Below are 20,076 nucleotides of genomic sequence, written 5' to 3'. Positions count from 1 at the left end.
TTGGGCAGCTCTCGCCCGGAGGCTAGAAGCACGGACGTTGCAGGTACGTTGCGGGAGGCTGACGTGGTGCCCGGCGGTCGCAGCGCCTTTCTATCTCGTCTCGATCAACTCCGCGTCCAGTTCCTTGAGCCGGGCAAGCACCGGCGGCGTCGACCGTACCTGCGCCAGCGCTCGCCACACCGTCAGGTCGTCCTCACCCCACGGCGTGTGCACCCAGTCCGCCAAGAGATCCGGGTCGCGGCGTGCGATGAGCGCGGCCCGCAGCTGATCAGCGAGCCTGCGCCGCAACCGCGCCACGGCGGGTGCCTGCGACGTGGGCAGGAGCGGACCCGCGTACGCGGCGGCGGCCGCCGTGACCGCCCCCGACCCGAGATGTCGTTCGACGGCGTCGACATCCGACTCGACCGCCACCGAGAGCCTGTACGGGCGTGACCTCAGCAACTCCGGCCCCAGAAGCCGCCGCAGCCGCGCCAACTCGGCCCGCAGCGTCACCGGCGTCACCGACTCGTCCTCGTACAGCGAGCACAACAGCTCGTCACCGGTCATCCCCTCCGGGCGGCGGGCCAGCAGGACGAGGATCTCGCTGTGCCTGCGGCTCAGCCGCACCTTGCGACCGCCGGTCAGCAACAACGCCTCATCACGCCCGAGCGCGGTGAGACCCACGAAGTCCCTGCTCTCCAGCGGCGGTGCCAGCAGCGCCAGTTGTGACTCCGCGGCCCGAGCCACCGCCTGTACGAAGGCGAGACTGTGCGGATGCGCGAGCCCGTCACCCCCGGTGATGTCCACAGCGCCGAGCAGCCGCCCGGTCCGCGGATCGTGCACCGGGGCAGCAGCGCACGTCCACGGCTGGACGCGCCGGATGAAATGCTCGGCCGCGAAGACCTGCACCGGCCGGTCCACCGCCACCGCCGTCCCCGGAGCGTTCGTCCCCATCGCGGACTCCGCCCACCGTGCGCCGGGAACGAAGTTCATCCGCCCCGCCTTCTGCCGGGTCGCGGAGTGTCCCTCGACCCAGAGCAGCCTGCCGTGCGCGTCGCACACCGCGAGCAGATGTTCACCGTCCATCGCGAACGTGCCCATCAGCTCACGGAACAGCGGCATCACCCCGGCCAGCGGATGCTCGGCGCGATACGAACCGAGGTCGCCGTCGGTGAGCTCCACCGCCGCGCCGGTGTCCTCCGGGCTGACTCTGGCCCTGGCCGAGCGCCGCCAGGAATCGGCCACCACGGAACGCACCGGTCGTGTGAGCGTTCCCGCCTCGGTGAACCTCTCGTGCGCGTGCCGCAGCACCCGCACCCGCTCGGCAGGATCGGCGCCGGCTTCCAGGGCCACCCATGGTTCGGACAACTCTGCCTCCCGGGACGGCGATGGATGCAGCCATCGTCGCCCCGGGAGCCTGCCCCGACAAGCGCTGCGACAACCGCCCTGACGAGCGCCTCGACAGCTGTTGGGGTGCGAGCCGACGGCGGTCAGGCGGAGTTGACCAGACGGATGTAACGCGTCCAGTCCCAGTGCTGACCTGGATCGGTGTGGTCGGCCCCGGGGACTTCCACGTGCCCGATGATGTGCTCGCGGTTCTTGGGGATGTCGTACGTATCGCAGATGGCCGAGGTCAGCAGCGCGGACTGCTCGTACATCGCGTCGGTGAAGTACTCCGGCTGATCCACCCATCCTTCGTGTTCGATGCCGATGCTTCTGGTGTTGTAGTCCCAGTTGCCCGCGTGCCATCCGACATTCCGCTCGCGGACGCACTGGGCGATGTGCCCGTCCTTGGAACGCACCACATAGTGGGCCGACACCTTCTTCGCCGAGTTCTGGAAGATGGCGAGGGTGTCGGCGTAGGTCTCCTGGGTGACGTGGACGACCACGTAGTCGACGGGATATGTGCTGGGGCGGTTGGCGGCCGTGTAGTTGGAACTGCTTGCCGCGACCCACTCGGCGAGGGGATAGTCGACCACCCGAGCCCGGGCCGTGGCGCGGGTGGCGGGGAGGAGCGCGGTGGGGACGGCGGCCAGCGCCGCGCCCTGCAACAGCCTGCGCCTGGTGGGGAAGCGTCTTGCTCGATCCATGGCTGGCCTGCCTCTCGGTGGGGGGAACAGCTGGACTTCTCAGTGGGGCAGCAGCGCCGCCGTCTCTCGCAGCCGCGCGTGGAGCCCCCGGTGAGTCTCGCGCGCGGGCAGCCACTCCTTGCGGAGCTTGGCCACGCACGTGTAGTTGGTGTCGCAGACGTTGGCGAGCGGCGACTCGACGGTCTGGGTCGCGAACTGATAGGCGTCGAGCTCGCTGAAGCCGTAGTCGCGCACCAACCACTGCACCAGGTCGAGTTGGGATATTCGGAAGGCGTCCTCCAGCGGGCGCGCCGAGCCGGTGGAGATGAGGTGGGTGTCGAATTCCAGGCGCGGCCAGGGCGTGGAGATCCCCTTCAGGAGTTCGACGATCACAACTGTGTTCATCGCACACTCGACGGCGACTCCGCAGGTTTCCCCCTCGCCCTGCCGGGCGTGTCCGTCGCCCAGGCTCAGGAGTGCGCCCTCCACGTTGACCCCGAGGTAGCAGGTGACCCCGGCCCGCATTTCGGGGGTGTCCATGTTGCCGCCGTGCGCGTCGGGCACGAGAGCCGAGCGCACCTCCAGGTTGGCCGGTGCGACGCCGACCGTGCCGTGCATCGGATCCATCGGCAGAGCTATCTCGAAGTCGCTGTCACGCGCGCTGAAATGTGCGGTGCGCCGGATCCGGTCGAGTTGCCATATCCATACGGTTTCGGGCAACGGGGGCTGGAGTGAGGCGGTGGAGTGGGTGGAGGTGAGCGCTCCGAAGAGGGGGACCGTGGTGGACGCCGCCCAGTCGCGGGCCGGTTCGATCGACACGAAGTGCACGGCGACGGTGTCGCCGGGTTCCGCTCCCTCGACATGGAAGGGCCCGGTCTGCGGATTCAGGAACGGGAACTGGCAGACCTCGGAGACCAGGTCCTTCTCCGATCGCACGTTCCCGGCGAAGCAGTCCTCCGTGTACAGGTCGAGCACCGTGCCCGGAGCGATCCGCGCCACGGGTGGCGCACCGCCGAATGTCCACGCGTACTCGCCGGGCTCCGGTCGCACGGTCAGGATGCGAGGCTGGTTCATGGCTGGACCGCTCTCCTCTGTCGCTCCGTGAGGAACGCGTGGGCTCTCTGTCGCTCCGTGGGGGAATCGTGGGCCTGGTGCGGCCCGACGGCCCTGCGATACAGCCCGCGACGGCTTGCTCCCGACACCTGAATCCCCCGATCCGCGAGAACACAAAACCGCCGCCAAGGCGATGGTGTCCCGCGTCAATTACGTTACGGCGCTGGCCGGTTGAGGTGGAAGGGCCGGATCGGAATCTGTGTACGACACCGTGATTGTGGATAACGTGGTCACTCCTGAGGGTGGCGAGACCGCAGAGGAAACCTGAGCGCGCCGCCGGGTCAGTCGAGGCGATGGCTCAGCTCGCCGGAGCTCGTTCCGGCCTGCCTAAGCCCGGAACGGCCCGCTGCCGCAGCCCGAGCCGACCCGCCTCGACCCAGAACAACCGGCCGCCCCAGCTCGAACCAGCCCGCCTCAGCCCAGCACAGCCGCACCCGCCGCGGCCTGTTCCTCCGCGCGGATGCGGGCGGACTTAGCCTGAGCGGCGTCGCCAAGGCGGTCCGCCAGCCGGGCGCGGGCCCGCCAGTTGTAAGGGCAGATGGGACGCAGGTTGATGCGTTCGCTGAGCAAGGTGCGCGCCAGGTCGTGTCGGCCGGAACGGATGGCCGCTTCCACGAGCGTGCGCTGGATGGCGTCGCGCTGCGCGTGACTGCCGCCGAAGGAATTGAGGTGGTGGCGGATCGGGGCCAGCAGTTCCACCACCCGGGCGTACCGGTGCTGGCCGTGGGCGATGAGGGCGCGGCACACCGGGATGCCGATCTCGCGTGTCATGGCGTGATTCGACACCGCCGGGTCGGTCCGGTCGAGCCAGTGCTCGCGCTCCTTCACCAGCCGCTCGGCGTCGGAGAGCCGCCCTGCCCCCACGTACGCCATCACCGCATGGACGTCGTTGAAGGCGTAGTAGGCACCGTCCTTGCGCCCGGCCCATGCCCGGGCGAGCGCCGCCCAGCGGGATTCGACGTCGATGTCCACCAGGAGCAGCCGCCACAACAGGGCCGAGGCATCCAGGAGTTCCATGGCGATGGCCTGCGACGCCTCGTTGTGGAGGGTGTTGTCGTAGACGCCGAGGACCCGCTCGATGCTGCCCGCCTCCAGCGCGTACAGGGCGTAGTGCCACGAGTTGTGGACGGAGAGGTAGTTGCCGTCGGCCCAGTCCGCGGTCCGCGCGTCCAGGTAGCGGATGCCCTGGCCGAACCTTCCTCGCATTTCATACGTGTGAACGACCGCATGGATGCCCCACACGTCCCGTGGGTGACGTTCGACCGCCTGAAGTCCGATCTCCTCGGCTTGGCCGTAGTGCCCGGCCTCTTCGAGCCCGAAGGCGTACATCCCCTGCAGCGGACCGAAGTGCGGGTCGTCCCTGTCCCACGCGGAGAGCGCGCCACCGATCCGGTCACGCAGCCGCTGCGCGTCTCCGGTGAAGAAGTCGATCTGGTGGCCGACGGCCAGGGCGAGCGCGTCGCGAGGGAACTCGGTGCTGATCTCGCCGAGGATCTGACCGGCTCGCAGCATGTCCCCGCTCAGCCACGTCTCGGCAGCCGCCGCGTGCATCGACTCGCGAGGCGAGAGCCCGGAGGAATCGGCCGCGGCTCGGAAGGCGCTGAAGGAACGCCGGGCGTCGGCCGCGTCCTTCTCCTCGGTGCCGAGAAGACCGAGGTAGGCGCCGAAGACGTGCGCCATCGCCGAATCGGGAGATGCCGCCACCATGGCCTCTGCCTCGTCGGCGACTTCGGCCCGGAAGAACAGCAGCGCGTCGAGCGCTCGCTCGTAGTGGCGCGTGGCTTCCTCGCTGGTGCTGCTCAGGACGTGGGCGTGCCGGTCCATTTCCATCGCTCGCTGTCCCCTCACGTGCCGGCTCTGTCCGGTCCATCCAATTTCGGCTCGGTCTGTTCAGTCAGACCAGTTTCGGGGTTCTGCCCGCGGGATACGAGGGCGACGCTCGGTTCACCGGAATGACATAGAGCCGCGCTGCATGACGCATGTCCCGCCTGAGGTCCCGTCACAGTCTCCGCGTACGCGTGTTCCGACTGATCGCCGCGGCCAGCAAGGCGACCCCAGGGATCAGCAACAGTGCGGTGCGGCTCCCCTGGTCTGCTGCGATGTGTGCGAAGGCCGCAGCGCCCACCGCTCCACCGACCATGTCGGAGGTGCTCAGCCAGGACATCGTCTCGGTGACGCGCCCCTCTGGCGCGAGGTCGCCGCCAATCGTGCGCAGCGCCGCGAACGTGCAGCCGATCATCAGCCCGGCCAGGGGGCAGAGCAGGAGCACGGCAAGCGGCGACACTCCGGTGGTGAGCGCCAGCCCGCCCGTCCCGGCCGCGAAGACGCAGAGCAGTACGGAGACCTTGGAACCATGCGAGAGGAGCCTCGGCGCGGCACCCAGAACGAGGCTGCCCAGCACGCTGCCGACGGAAAGAGCCCCCAGGTACAGGCCGGTCAGCCCTGCCGCGTGGTGCTCCCGTGCGTAGATCGGCAGCACCACGTCGACCGCGGTCACCGCCATGACGAAGAGGGCGTCAGCGGCCAGCAGGCGCCGCAGCGGAGCGGATGTCAGAGGGACGAGCCGACGTCCGGGCCGAGTGGGGCGTGACGGTGGGCCCGGCGAGTTGATCAGGAGGCCGACTGAAGCGGCCGTCAGCAGCACCACGACCGCGAACGGCGCGACCGGTGAGATCGACAGGCTCAGCCAACTGGCGAGCACAGGCCCGGTGACCAGGGCGGCGCCCGTCATCGACGAGTCGAGAGCCATCGCCGTGGCCAGTAGCCCGCCGCCCGGGGAACTGTCCTGCGAGCCGCCAGTGGAGAGGTGCCAGACCGAGCGCATCATGACGGCGACGGGGGGAGCGCTGGCACCCATCGCCGTGGCGAGCGCGAGGATCGCGACGACGGACCCGCCGCCCCGCGCCACCACGATCAGCAGGAGAACAGCCGTCAGGTATGCGGCCAGCAGCCACGGCAGGACCCGTCGTGGCGCATGTCGGTCGATGAGTCGGCCGCGCAGGGGAGCGGTGACGCCCTGGCCGACTGCCAGGGCACTCACCGCGAGCCCCGCGGTTCCGTAGGAGTGGTTTCGCCCGATCAGGAGCAGCAGGCCGAGGCCGACCATGCTCGGCGGCAGTTTCGACGTCATGCCGATCACGGCGAGTCGCCGGAAGCCGGGTACGTCCAGCAGGTCCCGGTAGCCGGCGAGGAAACGCCGGGGCGCCGCATCGGCAGCCTCGGTGGGGGCGGTCGGGTTGGCGGGGTCGGCGCCGATCGAGCCGGTCCGGCCCACTACCGGGGCAGTCGCGCACGCAGGGCCCGGCCGATCCAGTCGAGCGCCGGCGCCAGGCTGTCGGGCGCGGGCCACCCGTTGATGACCGCGAGCAGCACCAGGTATCGGTCCCGCCGGGGGTCGTCCATGGCCGCAAGGCGGGACACCAGGCGTCGGCGGAGGGTGGTGTCGTCAGGGATGCCCAGGATGTGCGCGTAGTGCCCGGCGAGCGCCGTGACGATCACCTCTGCCTCGGGCGAGGCCGGCTTGGTGCCTGCCGCCAGGGCCGGCGCGACCTGCGAGCGAATGGCCTCGGCGAGGATGCGTGGCAGCCCGGTGCCGTTGTCCGGGGCGCGGTCGGCCGCCAGATCTCTGGCCATGCCCTGCATCGTGGAGCGGAACCCGGGGTCCTGGAACAGCTCGGCCAGCTCCACCCAGGCCTCGACCTGCTCTGCGTCGGGGTTGTCCGGCAGCTCGGGCGTGAGGGAGCGGGCGACCGCCGCGAAGGCGGGGTGGTCGTCCAGGCCGTCGAAGACGGTGTCCAGGAAGTCGTCGATCAGACGATTGCGTTCGTCCTCGGAGAGCTTGGCCAGCTTGTGCATGAGTTCCAACTCCTCAGGGGTGGAGCCGCGTTTGGCCACCGCGGTGAGGACGGCGCGCCGCAGGCGCAGCACTCTGATCTGCACTTCCAGCGCGTCCGCGTGTGCCGCGGCCACCTCGGGGAGCGAGACCTCCCGGTCGACGACCTTCCGGATGGTGGGCAGGTCAAGACCCAGGTCGCGCAGGGTGCGTACGAGGTCGAGGCGGGCGACGGCGTCGGTGCCGTACAGGCGGTAGCCGGCCGGGCTGCGGTCGGTGGGCGGCACGATCCCGGCGTCGGAGTAGAACCGGACGGTCTTGACCGTCAGTCCGGTCCGCCGCGCCAGATCACCGATCGAGTGGAGCGTGTCGCCGTTCATGGCCCCACCTTCGTGTCTCCCCCTACTGGAGACTCAAGTCCCCCCATTTCCGGGGGTTGGGCCCAGTACTTACTGCGCACGCGTGACCTCCAAGGCGTCGAGCAGATGTCGCGTCGCGGGGGACAGTGGCCCCGGCCGCACGGCAAGGCTGACGGCTGAGCGCGCGCCGAGCAGCGGCCCGAAGGCGATACGCCGGGCCAGGGGGAGATCGCCCACAAGGTCGAAGACGGTCCAGGACGGTGCGCCGCTCGCCGAGTCCGCGGCGATCGCCGCCAGGGTTTCCTGCAAGGTGGTGAAGGGCGGGCCGGTCGGCACATCGATGCCCGTGCGCCGCATCAGCTCCGTCACCAGATCGTGAAACGCCGGATTGCGTTCCCGCGGGGCCAACCGCAGCGGCAGGCCCGCGAGATCGGCGGGCTCGAAGCGGGGCAAGACTGCCAGCGGATGAGTGGCCGGCAGCGCGACGATCAGCGGATCGTCCCAGACCGGCGTCATGGAGAGCCCCGGCAGCGGACGGGCGCCTCGGATGAGCGCGGCATCCAGCTCGCCGCTCCGTAGTGCCTCGATACGCTCCTCCCGAGGCACTTGGACGAGCCGGACCCGTAGACCCGGGACGCGTTCCGCCAGCAGATCGAGCGCCGGATGCACGCGTTCCGCGAACGCTCGGGCGGTGCCCAGACGCAACACGCCCTCCGCGCCGGAGACGATCTCCTCGGCCACGTGGCTCACGCGGGCAGCGGAGGCGAGCGCGGCCCTTGCCTCCGGCAGCAATCGTTCGCCGGCCGCCGTGAGCCCGACGCGGCGGGTGGTCCGGTCGAAGAGGCGCAGGCCCAACTCCCGCTCCAGACGGGCGACCTGTTGACTCACTGAGGCCTGTACGACGTGCAGCCGTACGGCCGCCCGACCGAAACCGCCCTCGTCCGCGACCGCCACGAAGTACTCCAGCTGCCGAAGCTCCACTGTGTTCGCGCCCTTCCCGCATCCGGTCCACGCGAGCACATTCATCGGCTCAAGTGATCACTGCCTTCATGAACAGCTTCTTGGACGCTTCGTGTTCCCGCGATGGACTGGTGCCTCACGAGCATGCACAGCGCCCACGAGGAGTACGACGTGCCCCACGACCCGCACGCCCTGATCGTCCACGCACGCGACGCGGAGGAAGTGTCGCTGCCCGGAGGCGGCCGGTTCCGGTTGCTGGAGGACAGCCTTGCCACCGGCGGACTGCTGGGGGCCAATCGCCTCGCCCTGCCCGCCGGTGCCGACGGCACGCGCCCGCATCACCACCGTTTGTCCACCGAGCTCTTCCATGTGCTCGACGGAACCATGGAGTTCCTGATCGACGGCGTACTTACGGCCGTGGGCGAGGGCGGTCTCGTCGTGGTCCCACCGGGCACGGTGCACGCCTTCGGAGCGTCGGCCGACGGCCCGGCGGAGTTCTTCGCCGTTCTCACCCCGGGAATCGCACGGTTTGAATACTTCCGGCAGTTGGGTCGCATCGCTAGAGGCGAGGCGGAGTGGGACAGCATGGATGAGCTGCACGACAAGTACGACGTGCACTTCGCTGGGGAAGCGGAGTGGCGCTGACAGCAAGGCGGCCCGCAACGGAGGGGGCCACAAGGAGCCCATCGACAAGCAGGGGACCTTAGAGAAGCAGCCGGTCAGCACCCATGAGAGAAGGGGCGAGCGCCGACACGGAGGACGACGAGAGGACAGGCCCCCCTACGGTGCCACCCCCGCCGGATCATCCAGGACCGCCCGTACGACCGAGTGCGCCGCCCCCAGCAGCGGACCGTCGGAACCGAGCCCGGAAACGGTGACAGCGCAGGCCGTGCCCGCCGTACGGCGTCTCAACTCGCCCTCCAAAGAGGGCAGCAACCACGGCGCGAGCCGGGACAGGGCGCCGCCGAGCACCACCGAACGCGGATCGAGCAGATTCACGGCGCCGGTGAGCGCGATCCCCAGAGCGGCTCCCGCACTGTGCAGCGCCTGGCGTACGTTCTCCTCGCCCTGCGCGGCGCGCTCCGCCAGCAGGCCGACGCGGTCCGTACCCGGATCAAGACCCGCCGCACGCCACACCGCTTCCTCGCCCGCGTACTGCTCCAGGCAACCGCGCCCGCCGCACGGGCACGGTGGGCCGTCCGGCCACACCGGTACGTGTCCCAACTCGCCCGCGAAGCCGCGTGTACCGCGCAGCAGCCGCCCGTCGACGACCAACGCGGCTCCGATGCCGATCTCCGCCGACACGTGGAGGAAGTCCTGGGGCGCCTCGTCGCCGAGCCACAGCTCGGCCAGAGCTCCGAAGTTGGCCTCGTTGTCCACCGTCAGGGGCAGCCCGCCCGGCAGCAGGGCGCCGAGGTCGACGTCGTGCCAGTCGAGATTGGGGGCGCGCACCGCCACCCCCGTATCGCGGGCGACCAGGCCCGGGACGGCAAGGGCCAGCCCCGCAGGACGCAGCCCCGCCTGGCGGGCCTCCTCGCTCACCTGCCGCACCAGCGCGATGAGTTCCTTGATGACGGGTTGCGGGGCGCGTCCTCGGTTGTCCCCTTGTCGCACGGCACGCACGCGTACCTCTCCGCGCAGATCGACCGCGCACACGGCGAGGTGGTCGACGCCCACTTCGGCACCGATGCCGGCGGGCCCGCTTCTGCTCACCGCGAGCGCGGAGCCGGGGCGCCCCACCTTGCCGGGGCGCTCGGGTCCCAGCTCGTCCAGGAGCCCGGAGCGGATCAACTCGTCCACCAGGGTGGAGACGGCTGCCCGCGTCAGGCCGATCCGGTTGGCCACGGCGGCTCGGGACAGTGGTCCGTGCGCCGCGACGGCGTGCATGACGCGCGAGAGGTTGCGGCGGCGCATCCCCTGCTGGGTGTCGGGCAGCGGAACTCCGGACGTGCCTCGGTGCGCGTCGTGCGGTGGTGCGGTCATGCCCCCGTCAGTCCCTGTTCTTCCGTCCTCATGGCCGTGCGTCCTCGTGGCCCCCGGCGCCGAGCAGCGGCGTCGCGTCGGAGACTACCCCGGCGATCCGCGCGAGCGCCGAGTCGTCCCGCTCCACGGGGGGCAGTACGGGCCCCTCGGCGGTGCCCCAGCGGCGTGCGACGGCCGCCGGATCCTCACCCGTGAGGAGGCCCGCTGCCTGGGCGGCGGCACCGAGCGCGACCAGCTCCTTGGCCTCGGGCACCTGAACGGCCCGTCCGGAAAGCCGCCGCACGGTGTCCTGCCAGGCCCTGCCCCGCGCCCCGCCGCCGATGAGCAGCAACGGAGCCGAGCGGTCCGCGTCCGTGTCCAGGACCAGATCGAGGGCGCCGAGCAGCGAGTGCACGGCCCCGTCGTAGGCCGCCTGCAGCAGCTGCCCCGGAGTCGTGTCGTGCCGAAGGCCGTGCAGCAGCCCCGAAGCGTGCGGCAGGTCGGGGGTGCGCTCGCCGTCGAGGTAGGGCAGCAGGGTTACGGCGCCGCCGGCCTCCACCGCCTCACGGTCGAGGCTCAGCAGCGCGGCCACCCGGTCCACGGCCAGGGTGCAGTTGAGGGTGCAGGCGAGCGGCAGCCAGTCGCCGCGTGCGTCGGCGAATCCGGCCACCGTGCCGGTCGGATCCGCCTGGCGCCGCGTGGACACCGCGTACACGGTGCCCGAGGTTCCCAGGCTCAGCACCGGGGTGCCGGGGCGCAGGCCGAGCCCGAGCGCCGCCGCCGCGTTGTCGCCGGTCCCCGGGGCGACCAGCGTGCCCTTGGAGAAGGGAAGTTCACCGCTCCCGCGCACGGTGCCCGCGACCTCGCCGGGCCTGACCACGCGCGGCAACAGCTCGGGATCAAGGCCCACGAGCCCCAGGATCTCCTCGTCGTACGCTTCCGTCGCCGATGCCCACCACCCCGTTCCGGAGACGTCGCCCCGGTCGGTCGTGCCGCTTCCCGTGAGGCGTTCGGTGAGGTAGTCGTGGGGGAGCCGCACGGCTGCGGTGGCTCGGGCCGCCTCGGGCTCGTGCTCGGTGAGCCAGGCCCACTTGGTCACCGTGAAGGAGGGCCCCGGCACACTGCCGACGCGCTCGGCCCACGCCTTGGGGCCGCCCAGCCGGTCCACCAGGGTGCGGGCCTGCGCCGCAGAGCGCACGTCGTTCCACAGCAGTGCGGGCCGCACCGGCCTGGACTGCGCGTCCAGTGTGACGAGGCCGTGCTGCTGGCCGCCGACCGACACCGCGGCGGCTTCACGCGCCACGGTGCCGCACTGTTCGAGGGCCGAGCACAGGGCGTTCCACCACTCCTCGGGGTCGCTCTCGCGGGCGGCGCCCGAGCTGACGCTGTGCGGGGCCTGACCGCTTGCCACCACCCTGCCCGTGGCGGCGTCGACGACCAGGACCTTGGTGGACTGCGTGGAGCTGTCCACGCCGACGACGAGGGGTCCGTCGGCTGCTGGCGCTGATGACATCGGGGGTCTCCGTTCCCGCGGCTCTTTCCGGGCATGCCCGGACTTCTTTCCGTCCGACCTTCCCAGGGATGCCTTCGGATACTAATTTGTTTAGTGCCATGACGAAATAGTCGCGGCAGCCGCACATGAGCGGGCGCGTAGCCGTGCCCGGCTCGACCGCACAGTCGTGCACCAGTCATCAAGGGAGCTGAGAATGACGTACCAGCCCACTCCTGAGGACAAGTTCACCTTCGGCCTGTGGACCGTCGGCTGGCAGGGGAGGGACCCGTTCGGTGACGCGACGAGGGAGGCCATCGACCCGGCCGACTCCGTGCGGCAGCTGGCCGAACTGGGTGCCTACGGAGTGACCTTCCACGACGACGACCTGATCCCCTTCGGCGCGTCGGACACCGAGCGCGAGTCGCACATCAAGCGCTTCCGGCAGGCCCTGGACGCGACCGGCCTCGTCGTGCCGATGGCGACCACGAACCTCTTCACGCACCCCGTCTTCAAGGACGGGGGCTTCACCGCCAATGACCGCGACGTGCGCCGCTACGCGCTGCGCAAGACCATCCGCAACATCGACCTCGCGGTGGAGCTGGGCGCCCACACCTATGTCGCGTGGGGCGGCCGAGAAGGCGCGGAATCCGGTGCGGCGAAGGACGTACGCGTCGCTCTCGACCGCATGAAGGAGGCCTTCGACCTGCTCGGCGACTACGTGACGGAGCAGGGGTACGACCTGCGCTTCGCGATCGAGCCCAAGCCGAACGAGCCCCGCGGCGACATCCTGCTGCCCACCGTCGGGCATGCCCTCGCGTTCATCGAGCGCCTGGAGCGTTCCGAACTGTTCGGCGTCAACCCCGAAGTGGGCCACGAGCAGATGGCGGGCCTCAACTTCCCGCACTCCATCGCCCAGGCCCTGTGGGCGGGCAAGCTCTTCCACATCGACCTCAACGGCCAGACCGGCATCAAGTACGACCAGGACCTGCGCTTCGGAGCGGGCGATCTGCGCAGCGCCTTCTGGTTGGTCGACCTCCTGGAGCGGGGCGGCTACGAAGGGCCGCGGCACTTCGACTTCAAGCCGCCGCGTACGGAGGACTACACCGGTGTGTGGGCGTCGGCTGCCGGCTGCATGCGCAACTACCTGATCCTTCGGGAGCGTGCGGCCGCGTTCCGCGCCGACCCGGACGTCCAGGAGGCCCTGCGGGCGTCTCGCCTGGACGAGCTGTCCCTGCCGACCGCCGAGGACGGCCTCAGTGGTCTGCTCGCCGACCGGGGTGCCTTCGAGGACTTCGACGTGACGTCGGCGGCAGAGCGTGGCATGGCCTTCGAGTACCTCGACCAGCTGGCCATGGATCACCTCCTTGGCGCGCGAGGCTGACCGGAAGCTCCAGCTCCGTTCTCGCTCGGCAGGTATCAACTTGCCCGCAGGGGTCGCATCTTGCCCCTCCCGAGGCGACTCTGGACGGTATGGCCATGCCGCCCGTACCGCCGCCGCCTCCCCCTCCGCCGGGTGGCCCGCCCCCTCCGGGTGATGGGGGCTTCGGACCGCCCGGGGGTGGGTATGGCCCGCCGCCGGGCGACGGATTCGGACCGCCCCCGGACGGCGGGGGGTGGCCTCCCGCGGGCGGTGGCCATGTGCCCCCTGGAGGGGACGGGTGGCCGCCTGCTCCGCCGCCGGGCGGGCCGTCCGGCGGAAGGCGCGGGATGTTCATCCTGCTCGCGGTGCTCGTCGCGATCGGAGCCGTCGTGGCCGTAGTCCTGGTGGCCACCAGCGGTGACGGCTCGGGCACGAAGGGCCCTTCCGAGAGCAGCGAGAGCTCGGACGGCAAGCCCGAGCCGTCGCTGAGCATCCCCTCGCAGATCCCGTCCGAGCTGCCGACGGACGTGCCGACAGAGCTGCCGACTAAGGCCCCCTCGAACCTGCCGAGCGGCCTTCCGTCGGAGCTGCCCAGCGAATTGCCGAGCGGCCTGGACTCCCTGGTGCCCTCAGGTGCGGACAACGAAGTGCCCTACTACGTCCTCAAGGTGCACGTCACCAAACCGGCGTCCTGAACGCTGCGTCGCAAACGGGCCTGCAGCTCAGATGGCCTTCGGCAGCCGCACGTACGTCACCGTGGTCTCCACGTCGCTGTCCACGAGCCGGCCCTCCTCGTCGAATGCCTCCGCCCCGTCCGTCATCCCGAAGTCGTTGTCATTGATGAGGGCGAGAGTGCGACTGTTCACGCGGGCCACACCCTCGATTTTGCCGGGTACGCCGTCGATGCCACCCAGGTCGACCAGCAGGCGCTTCTTCAGGACGGGCACTCCGGAGGCCGCCGGATCGTCGAGCTGCTCCAAGGAGGGCTTCGTGGCGGCGTCGTCCCACTGTTCGCCGAGGATGTCGGAACCGCGGTCGAGCTTCACCGTGTGCAGTCGTGCGGCCTTGTCGGTGCGCTCTTCGACCATGAGCCGGTCACGGCCGACGGCCACCACGGAGGAGATCTTCAACTCGGAGGTGTCGTCCTCGCCGGGGTCGACGACATCCACCGCGTCGAAGCGGTAGGCGTACTCGGCGGTGACCGCCTGCTTCTTCGGCGAGAAGCGCAGCAGTCGCGTCGTCCGCGACGCGTCGCCCGCGTCCTCGTCCGGCACCGACAAGGGGCTCTGGACCGCCATCACCAGGTCACCGCCCGGCAGTTGCGCGAGACCCTCGAAGCCGCGGTTGCCCTTGCGATGCAACAGGATGCCCGGAAGTGCCTCGGTGACCGGGTAGTCGGCGCCCGACAGCTTGAGACCCTCGGGGACATAGCGCTTGAGCACCTTCCCGCGCGCGGAGACGTGGACGAGCGAGGGACCGTACTCGTCGACCAGCCAGAAGCTGCCGTCGTGCGCCCGCACGATGCCCTCGGTGTCGAGGCCGTTCGGGTCGTAGGTCAGTGCCGTCTTCGCGTCGTACGTGTACGGCGCCTCATCGCGCCCCTCCTGGTTGGGCAGGCCCGTGACGGGCTTCCCGGAGGACGTCGTCAGCGGGAGCGCGTCGATGACCTCGACGGTGTCACCGGAGACGCGGATCTTCACGATCGCCGGATCAAATCCCGGCACGGGGAAAGTGCGACGCTTCTTGCCGTCCACCTTGATCTGGCCGTTGGGCCCGCGATCGGTGACCGTCCAGTACTCGCCCTTGCGGCCCGCCGGATAGATGTCACTGCCTATGCCGCCGAGCTTCACACCGCGGTCGTCGCTCACCGTGCCGGGCATCAGGGAGTTGCTGAAGGTCTCCAGGGGAACCTCTCCGAGTGTCGCCGTCGAGGTGATCCGAGGTGCCTTCTCCTTGCCGCCGGCCTGGGCGCCCGTGGCGGTCCCGGTCACCGCGATCGCGGCGATGACAACTATCGGCACGCCCGCGGCGACGGAACGGCGGATGCGACGCTTACGGGCGGCGTGCGGGGACATGAGTGCCTCCTGTGGTGCAAGTGTTCGGTGACAGCGATCAGACTTCGCCGTCGCCGCGAACACAGGGAGGCAGGAAGGTGAACGTGAGGGGGCACGCTGACGGCGCCTCCCGCGAGGGGCGGGAAGCGCCGTCGTCATGCACGGGCCGGTCAGCGGCAGTTGGGCACCTGGCCCTGGTCGCCCCCCTTCGCCTGGATCGCGCTGACGTGCTCCAACACTCCGGGGCCCTGCGGAACGGGGGAGTCCAGTCGCGGTCAGCACCCCCTGAACCGATGCGATCCACACTCTCGGATGTCATGCCCGCGCTCAATCGCTGGCCGGGGGGAGTGCTCGCGCCGGTGTTCCCGGCGCACACGCGAGCGGCTTGAACACGCCGGGGCCGCCGCGCTGCATGCAGGAGTGATTTATCTGGTCCGGTGCGGGTTTGTGAGAGCCCGGTTCGGTGCGGGCCCGCGAACAAGCCCGCACCGGCCCGGCCTATTCGCCGCCGGTCACCGCGGCCAGTGCTGTCGCGGGGTCGTGGGCCGCGGGGCCCGCCGGGGTCCAACGACCGCGTTCCTTGCGGTAGGGCCACCAGCGGCCGTCGGTGCCGTGCCGCAGCTGGGCGTCGCTTCCGACCACGGTCCAGCGATTGCGGGCGGCGCGCAGCTGGGGGCGCTCGTCGTCATCCCACGCCGCTTCCAGCGCCGCACGCGCGCGTGCCAGCGCGTCCGCCGCGGGAGTCCATTCCTCCTCCAGAACGGCCAGCGCTGCCGGGCCGCCGTACTCCCAGGCCCGTACGGCCAGCGCGAGGCCGTCCTTGCCGCGGCCCGCGGCGGTCGCGAGGCGCGCGGTCACCGGTCCGGGTGCCGAGAGGGCGAGGCGTACGGCGTCCTCCTCCGGCGTCAATTCCCCCTCGACCGGCTGGTGCTCGTGCCCGGGGGAGAGCGCTTCGGCCAGCATCCGGTGTGCCTCCGCGGCCGCCTGCGTCGCCAAGAATTCGAGCGCGGCCACATCGAGACCGGGGGCGGGCTCCTCCTCGGTGTCGAGCGAAGGCGGCAGGCCCGGCTCAGGTGGCAGCGCAGGCAGTTCGGGCAGCGGGGGCAGGATGGACCCCTGCGCGTACGCCTCGTCGGCGTCCACGCCCTCCTGGGCCCCCTCCTGCTCCTGCGCGGGCACCTCCTCGGCCTCCGTGTGCGCCACGCTGCGTACCTGCAACTCGTCCAGCAGCTCGCGCTCCGCACGGCCCCGCATCAGGAACAGCACGAACGGATCCTGGTCGAGCAGCCGAGCCACCTGGTAGCAGAGCGCGGCGGTGTGCCCGCAGTGGTCCCACGCCTCGCAGTCGCATTGGGGCTCCAGGTCGCCGATGCCGGGCAGGAGTTCGACGCCTGCTGCCGCCGCGTCCTCCACCAGGTGCGGCGGCATCTCGCGGTCGAGCAGCGCCGCGATGTGCCCGGCCCGCTCGACGGCCATGCCCAGGAAGCGGTCCCACTCGTCCTCGCTGAGTCGCTGCAGCAGTACGTCGGAGCGGCGTGGGGTGCCGTCGCGGTCCTGGACGACGGCGGTGATCCGGCCGGGGCGCACCGAGACCGCGCCCACGGCTCCCGCGCGCGCGAACCTGCGTCCGGCCTTCAACTGCTGCAGATCCAGGGCCGTGTCCTCAAGGGCCTTGAGCCAGGCCTGGCCCCACCAGCTCTGCGCGAACCCCCGGCCGTGTGTGGCCGGCAGGGCGGCGAAGGTGCGCTCGTGGTCGGAGGCGCCCTCCCCGTACTGGCTGCCCCCGCGCGTTTCGTCGTTCTGCTCGTCGTACGTGTCGTCGCTCATCGAGTCCCCCCTCGCAGCTCCACCAGATCCGACAGCTCGGCGTCGGTGAGTTCGGTCAGCGCCGCCTCGCCGGAACCGAGCACCGCGTCCGCCAACTCCCGCTTGCGCAGCAGCATGTCGGCGATGCGGTCCTCGATCGTCCCCTCCGCGATCAACCGGTGCACCTGCACCGGTTGCGTCTGCCCGATGCGGTACGCCCGGTCGGTGGCCTGCGCCTCGACGGCGGGGTTCCACCAGCGGTCGTAGTGCACGACGTGCTCGGCCCGCGTCAGATTCAGGCCGGTCCCCGCCGCCTTCAACGACAGCAGGAAGACCGGGACTACGCCGTCCTGGAAGCGCTCCACCATCGCCTCGCGCGCCGCGATGGGCGTGCCGCCGTGCAGGAACTGCGACGGAGTGCCCCGGGCCGCCAGGTGCTGCTCGATGAGGCGCGCCATCTGGACGTACTGCGTGAAGATGAGCACGCTCGCGTCTTCGGAGAGGATCGTGTCGAGCAGTTCGTCGAGGAGTTCCAGCTTTCCGGAACGGCCCTCGATCCGCGGCTTGTCCTCCTTGAGGTACTGCGCGGGGTGGTTGCAGATCTGCTTGAGGCCGGTGAGCAGCTTGACGATCAGGCCGCGTCGGGTGAAGCCGTCGGCGCCGGCGATCTCGGCGAGGGTCTCGCGCACCACGGCTTCGTAGAGCCCCGTCTGCTCCGTGGTGAGGGATACGGCGCGGTCGGTCTCCGTCTTGGGCGGCAGTTCGGGTGCGATGCCCGGGTCGGACTTGCGCCTGCGCAGCAGGAAGGGGCGTACGAGCTGGCCGAGCCGTTCGGCGGCCGCCGGATCCTTGCCGCTCTCGACGGCCTGGGCGTAGCGGGTGCGGAAGGTGCCGAGCTTGCCGAGGAGGCCCGGTGTCGTCCAGTCGAGGATGGCCCACAGTTCGGAGAGGTTGTTCTCCACGGGGGTGCCGGTGAGCGCCACGCGCGCGCGTGCGCCGATGGTGCGCAGCTGCTTCGCGGTGGCCGAGTACGGATTCTTGACGTGCTGGGCCTCGTCGGCGACGACCATGCCCCACGGGGTGTGCGCCAGGCTGTCGGCGTCAAGACGCATCGTGCCGTACGTGGTGAGTACGAACTCCCCGTCGGCGAGGTTCTCCAGGCTGCGCCGAGAGCCGTGGAATCGGCGTACGGGGGTGCCGGGGGCGAACTTCTCGATCTCGCGCTGCCAGTTGCCCATGAGGGAGGTGGGGCACACGACAAGGGTGGGCCCTGCGGTCTCGTCGTGGGTCTGCCGGTGCAGATGCAGGGAGATGAGCGTGATCGTCTTGCCGAGACCCATGTCGTCCGCGAGGCAACCGCCCAGGCCCAGCGAGGTCATCCGAGCCAGCCAGTTCAGGCCGCGCAGCTGGTAGTCGCGCAGGTTCGCGGCGAGCGCTTCGGGCTGACCGACGGGCTCCATGCCCTCGGGGTCCGCGAGGCGTTCGCGCAGCGTGGCGAGCCAGCCAGTCGGCTGGACGTCCACGCGCTGCCCGGCCAGTTCGGTGGTGCCCGTCAGGACGGCACTCAGGGCGTCGATCGGGGTGACCTTGTGATCCTGGTGCGCGCGAGCGCGCCGGGCCTCTTCGGGGTCGATGAGCACCCACTGGTCGCGCAGGCGCACCACGGGGCGGTTGGCTTCGGCGAGCTGGTCGAGTTCTGCGCGGGACAGCTGTTGGTCGCCCAGTGCGAACCGCCAGTTGAAGGCGAGCAACGCGTCCGCGGAGAGGTACGAGGGCGTGTCCGACGACGGCTTGTCGGGGTTCTTGGTGTCCTCGTCGGGCGGGCCGATGACCGCACGGGCGGTCAGATTGCGCGCCAGCTCCTTGGGCCAGTGCACCTCGACGCCCGCGGTGGCGAGCATGCGGGAGCCCTCACCCAGGAGTGAGGTGACTTCTTCGTCGGCGAGCTCGATCGCGTCGGGGACGGTGGCCGAGAGCAGCGGGGCCAGCGGCGGCCACGCGCGCGTGGCGCGTCGCAGCGCGAGCAGGGCGTCCATCCGTGAGCGAGGCCCGAAAGCCTGCCCCGAGGCGCCGGAGCCGGCCCATGCCTCGGCCGCGTCCGCGACGAGCGAGGGGTCGCTGACACTGTGCAGCTGCAGCACGGCGCGGAAGGGCAACCGGGTTCCGTCGGGGATGTCGGACACCAGGCCTGGCACTTCGACGCGCAGCGAGATCCGTACGCCGGCGTCGTGCCCGGCGGCGACATCGCTGGCCCAGGGGCGCTGTTCGGGGATGCGCTGGGGCTGTGGCGAGGCGAAGGGGGCAGCGCCCGCGGCCAGTGAGGCGGCGGGGGTGCGCGGCAGCGTGTCGGCCACCGCGTCCAGGAATTGGCGCAGCAGCCGTTCGGGTTCGGGCAGCCGCAGGGGTTCGGAGCCGCCCTCCAGCTCCAGCGGAAGGGCGTGCGCGGCGGGAGGCATCGCCGCGGCGAGGTCGCGCAGGCGCCGCAGGTCGTCGGCGCCCAGCGGGCCCGAGCGCCATGCGTCGTGATCGCTCGACGTCAGTCCGGGCAGCAGCAGTCCGCGCGCGGCGAGTTGCAGTGCGAGCAGGCCCGCCGTGCCCCAGAACGCGGCCGTCGGGTGAACGCCCGCCGAGGCACGCGCGCGTGTCAGGACGGGCAGCGCCGCGCGCATCGGAAGCACTGTTGCCGATACGTCGCTGAGCTGGACTCCTTCGTCGCCGGGCATCGCGATGGCCAGTTCCTCGACGGTGCCCGCGGAGCAGGCGGGCGGCGCATCCCCCTCGGGGTGCCAGAACGCGACCCGGCCGGTGCGTGCCGGGTCGGCGGCGACGAACAGGACGGAGCAGCGGGACAGTTCAGAGATCTCGGAAGGTGACGCGGCAGAGGGCCTTGGCACGGCGATGGCGCATTCCTCAAACTTGACTACTGGGACTGGAGCGGCCGAGAGTACAACACGTCGGACCTCGGGCGTGAGTGATATCGGGGTGATCCACGTCACGAAGTGCCGGGGGTGTAGCTAACCCCCCTTCTGGGCGGTGCTGTCCCCCTCTCGAGACGGGTGAAGGCGCCATGGTTGTCCCAGGTCACGGGCT

Annotated in this window: 15 protein-coding genes; 3 read left to right on the top strand and 12 right to left on the bottom strand. The window is 70.7% G+C overall.

Annotation, left to right across the window (positions count from 1 at the left end; genetic code table 11):
• Positions 1-90: 90 nt before the first annotated feature.
• The 7 genes from ACWGIH_RS23800 to ACWGIH_RS23770 all read right to left on the bottom strand — a co-directional run bounded on the left by ACWGIH_RS23800 (position 91) and on the right by ACWGIH_RS23770 (position 8,333).
• A complete protein-coding gene (locus ACWGIH_RS23800; protein WP_453442876.1) occupies positions 91-1,347 on the bottom strand; it encodes a GAF domain-containing protein in 1,257 nt (418 codons plus the stop codon).
• Positions 1,348-1,469: 122 nt separating this feature from the next.
• Complete coding sequence (locus ACWGIH_RS23795) at positions 1,470-2,069, bottom strand: N-acetylmuramoyl-L-alanine amidase (protein WP_453442875.1); 600 nt, start codon at positions 2,067-2,069, stop codon at positions 1,470-1,472.
• Positions 2,070-2,108: 39 nt separating this feature from the next.
• On the bottom strand, positions 2,109-3,122 hold the full coding sequence (locus tag ACWGIH_RS23790; protein WP_453442873.1) for an acetamidase/formamidase family protein: 1,014 nt from the start codon (positions 3,120-3,122) through the stop codon (positions 2,109-2,111).
• Between the two features lie 453 nt (positions 3,123-3,575).
• On the bottom strand, positions 3,576-4,991 hold the full coding sequence (locus tag ACWGIH_RS23785; protein WP_453442871.1) for a tetratricopeptide repeat protein: 1,416 nt from the start codon (positions 4,989-4,991) through the stop codon (positions 3,576-3,578).
• 169 nt (positions 4,992-5,160) lie between these two features.
• A complete protein-coding gene (locus ACWGIH_RS23780) occupies positions 5,161-6,435 on the bottom strand; it encodes an MFS transporter (protein ID WP_453442869.1) in 1,275 nt (424 codons plus the stop codon).
• On the bottom strand, positions 6,435-7,373 hold the full coding sequence (locus ACWGIH_RS23775) for a MerR family transcriptional regulator (protein ID WP_453442867.1): 939 nt from the start codon (positions 7,371-7,373) through the stop codon (positions 6,435-6,437). The genes ACWGIH_RS23780 and ACWGIH_RS23775 overlap by 1 nt, the downstream gene beginning before the upstream one ends.
• A 69-nt stretch (positions 7,374-7,442) precedes the next feature.
• On the bottom strand, positions 7,443-8,333 hold the full coding sequence (locus ACWGIH_RS23770) for a LysR substrate-binding domain-containing protein (RefSeq protein WP_453442865.1): 891 nt from the start codon (positions 8,331-8,333) through the stop codon (positions 7,443-7,445).
• Between the two features lie 123 nt (positions 8,334-8,456).
• Between ACWGIH_RS23770 and ACWGIH_RS23765 the strand changes: the two genes are divergently transcribed.
• The gene (locus ACWGIH_RS23765; RefSeq protein WP_453442863.1) at positions 8,457-8,957 is read left to right on the top strand and encodes a cupin domain-containing protein; all 501 of its coding nucleotides are present in this window, start codon (positions 8,457-8,459) and stop codon (positions 8,955-8,957) included.
• Positions 8,958-9,092: 135 nt separating this feature from the next.
• On the opposite strand, the gene ACWGIH_RS23760 is transcribed toward ACWGIH_RS23765, so the two are convergent.
• Both ACWGIH_RS23760 and xylB read right to left on the bottom strand, forming a co-directional pair.
• Positions 9,093-10,295 (bottom strand): ROK family protein, encoded by a 1,203-nt coding sequence (locus tag ACWGIH_RS23760; RefSeq protein ID WP_453442862.1) that lies wholly within the window; start codon positions 10,293-10,295, stop codon positions 9,093-9,095.
• Between the two features lie 28 nt (positions 10,296-10,323).
• Positions 10,324-11,787, bottom strand: coding sequence for a xylulokinase (gene xylB, locus ACWGIH_RS23755; protein WP_453442860.1), 1,464 nt, complete (start codon positions 11,785-11,787; stop codon positions 10,324-10,326).
• Positions 11,788-11,980: 193 nt separating this feature from the next.
• Here xylB and xylA point away from each other — a divergent pair, with 193 nt between their 5' ends.
• Both xylA and ACWGIH_RS23745 read left to right on the top strand, forming a co-directional pair.
• Entirely contained in the window at positions 11,981-13,147 is a 1,167-nt protein-coding gene (gene xylA / locus ACWGIH_RS23750; protein WP_453442858.1) for a xylose isomerase, read from the top strand.
• 326 nt (positions 13,148-13,473) lie between these two features.
• Positions 13,474-13,821, top strand: coding sequence for a hypothetical protein (locus ACWGIH_RS23745; protein WP_453442856.1), 348 nt, complete (start codon positions 13,474-13,476; stop codon positions 13,819-13,821).
• A 27-nt stretch (positions 13,822-13,848) separates the two neighbouring features.
• Here the strand turns inward: ACWGIH_RS23745 and ACWGIH_RS23740 are convergent, their stop codons facing one another.
• The 3 genes from ACWGIH_RS23740 to ACWGIH_RS23730 form a co-directional block, all read right to left on the bottom strand.
• Positions 13,849-15,201, bottom strand: a complete 1,353-nt coding sequence (locus ACWGIH_RS23740) for an esterase-like activity of phytase family protein (protein WP_453442854.1) — start codon at positions 15,199-15,201, stop codon at positions 13,849-13,851.
• Positions 15,202-15,678: 477 nt separating this feature from the next.
• Positions 15,679-17,007: an SWIM zinc finger family protein gene (locus ACWGIH_RS23735; RefSeq protein WP_453442852.1), complete on the bottom strand. Its 1,329-nt coding sequence runs from the start codon at positions 17,005-17,007 to the stop codon at positions 15,679-15,681.
• Positions 17,004-19,880, bottom strand: a complete 2,877-nt coding sequence (locus tag ACWGIH_RS23730; RefSeq protein ID WP_453442851.1) for a DEAD/DEAH box helicase — start codon at positions 19,878-19,880, stop codon at positions 17,004-17,006. Before ACWGIH_RS23730 ends, ACWGIH_RS23735 begins: the two co-directional genes overlap by 4 nt.
• Between the last annotated feature and the right edge of the window lie 196 nt (positions 19,881-20,076).

The organism is Streptomyces sp. NPDC054872 (assembly GCF_053610705.1).
Note: the sequence above shows the minus strand (reverse complement) of the source record. Positions and strands in the feature narration are given on the sequence as shown.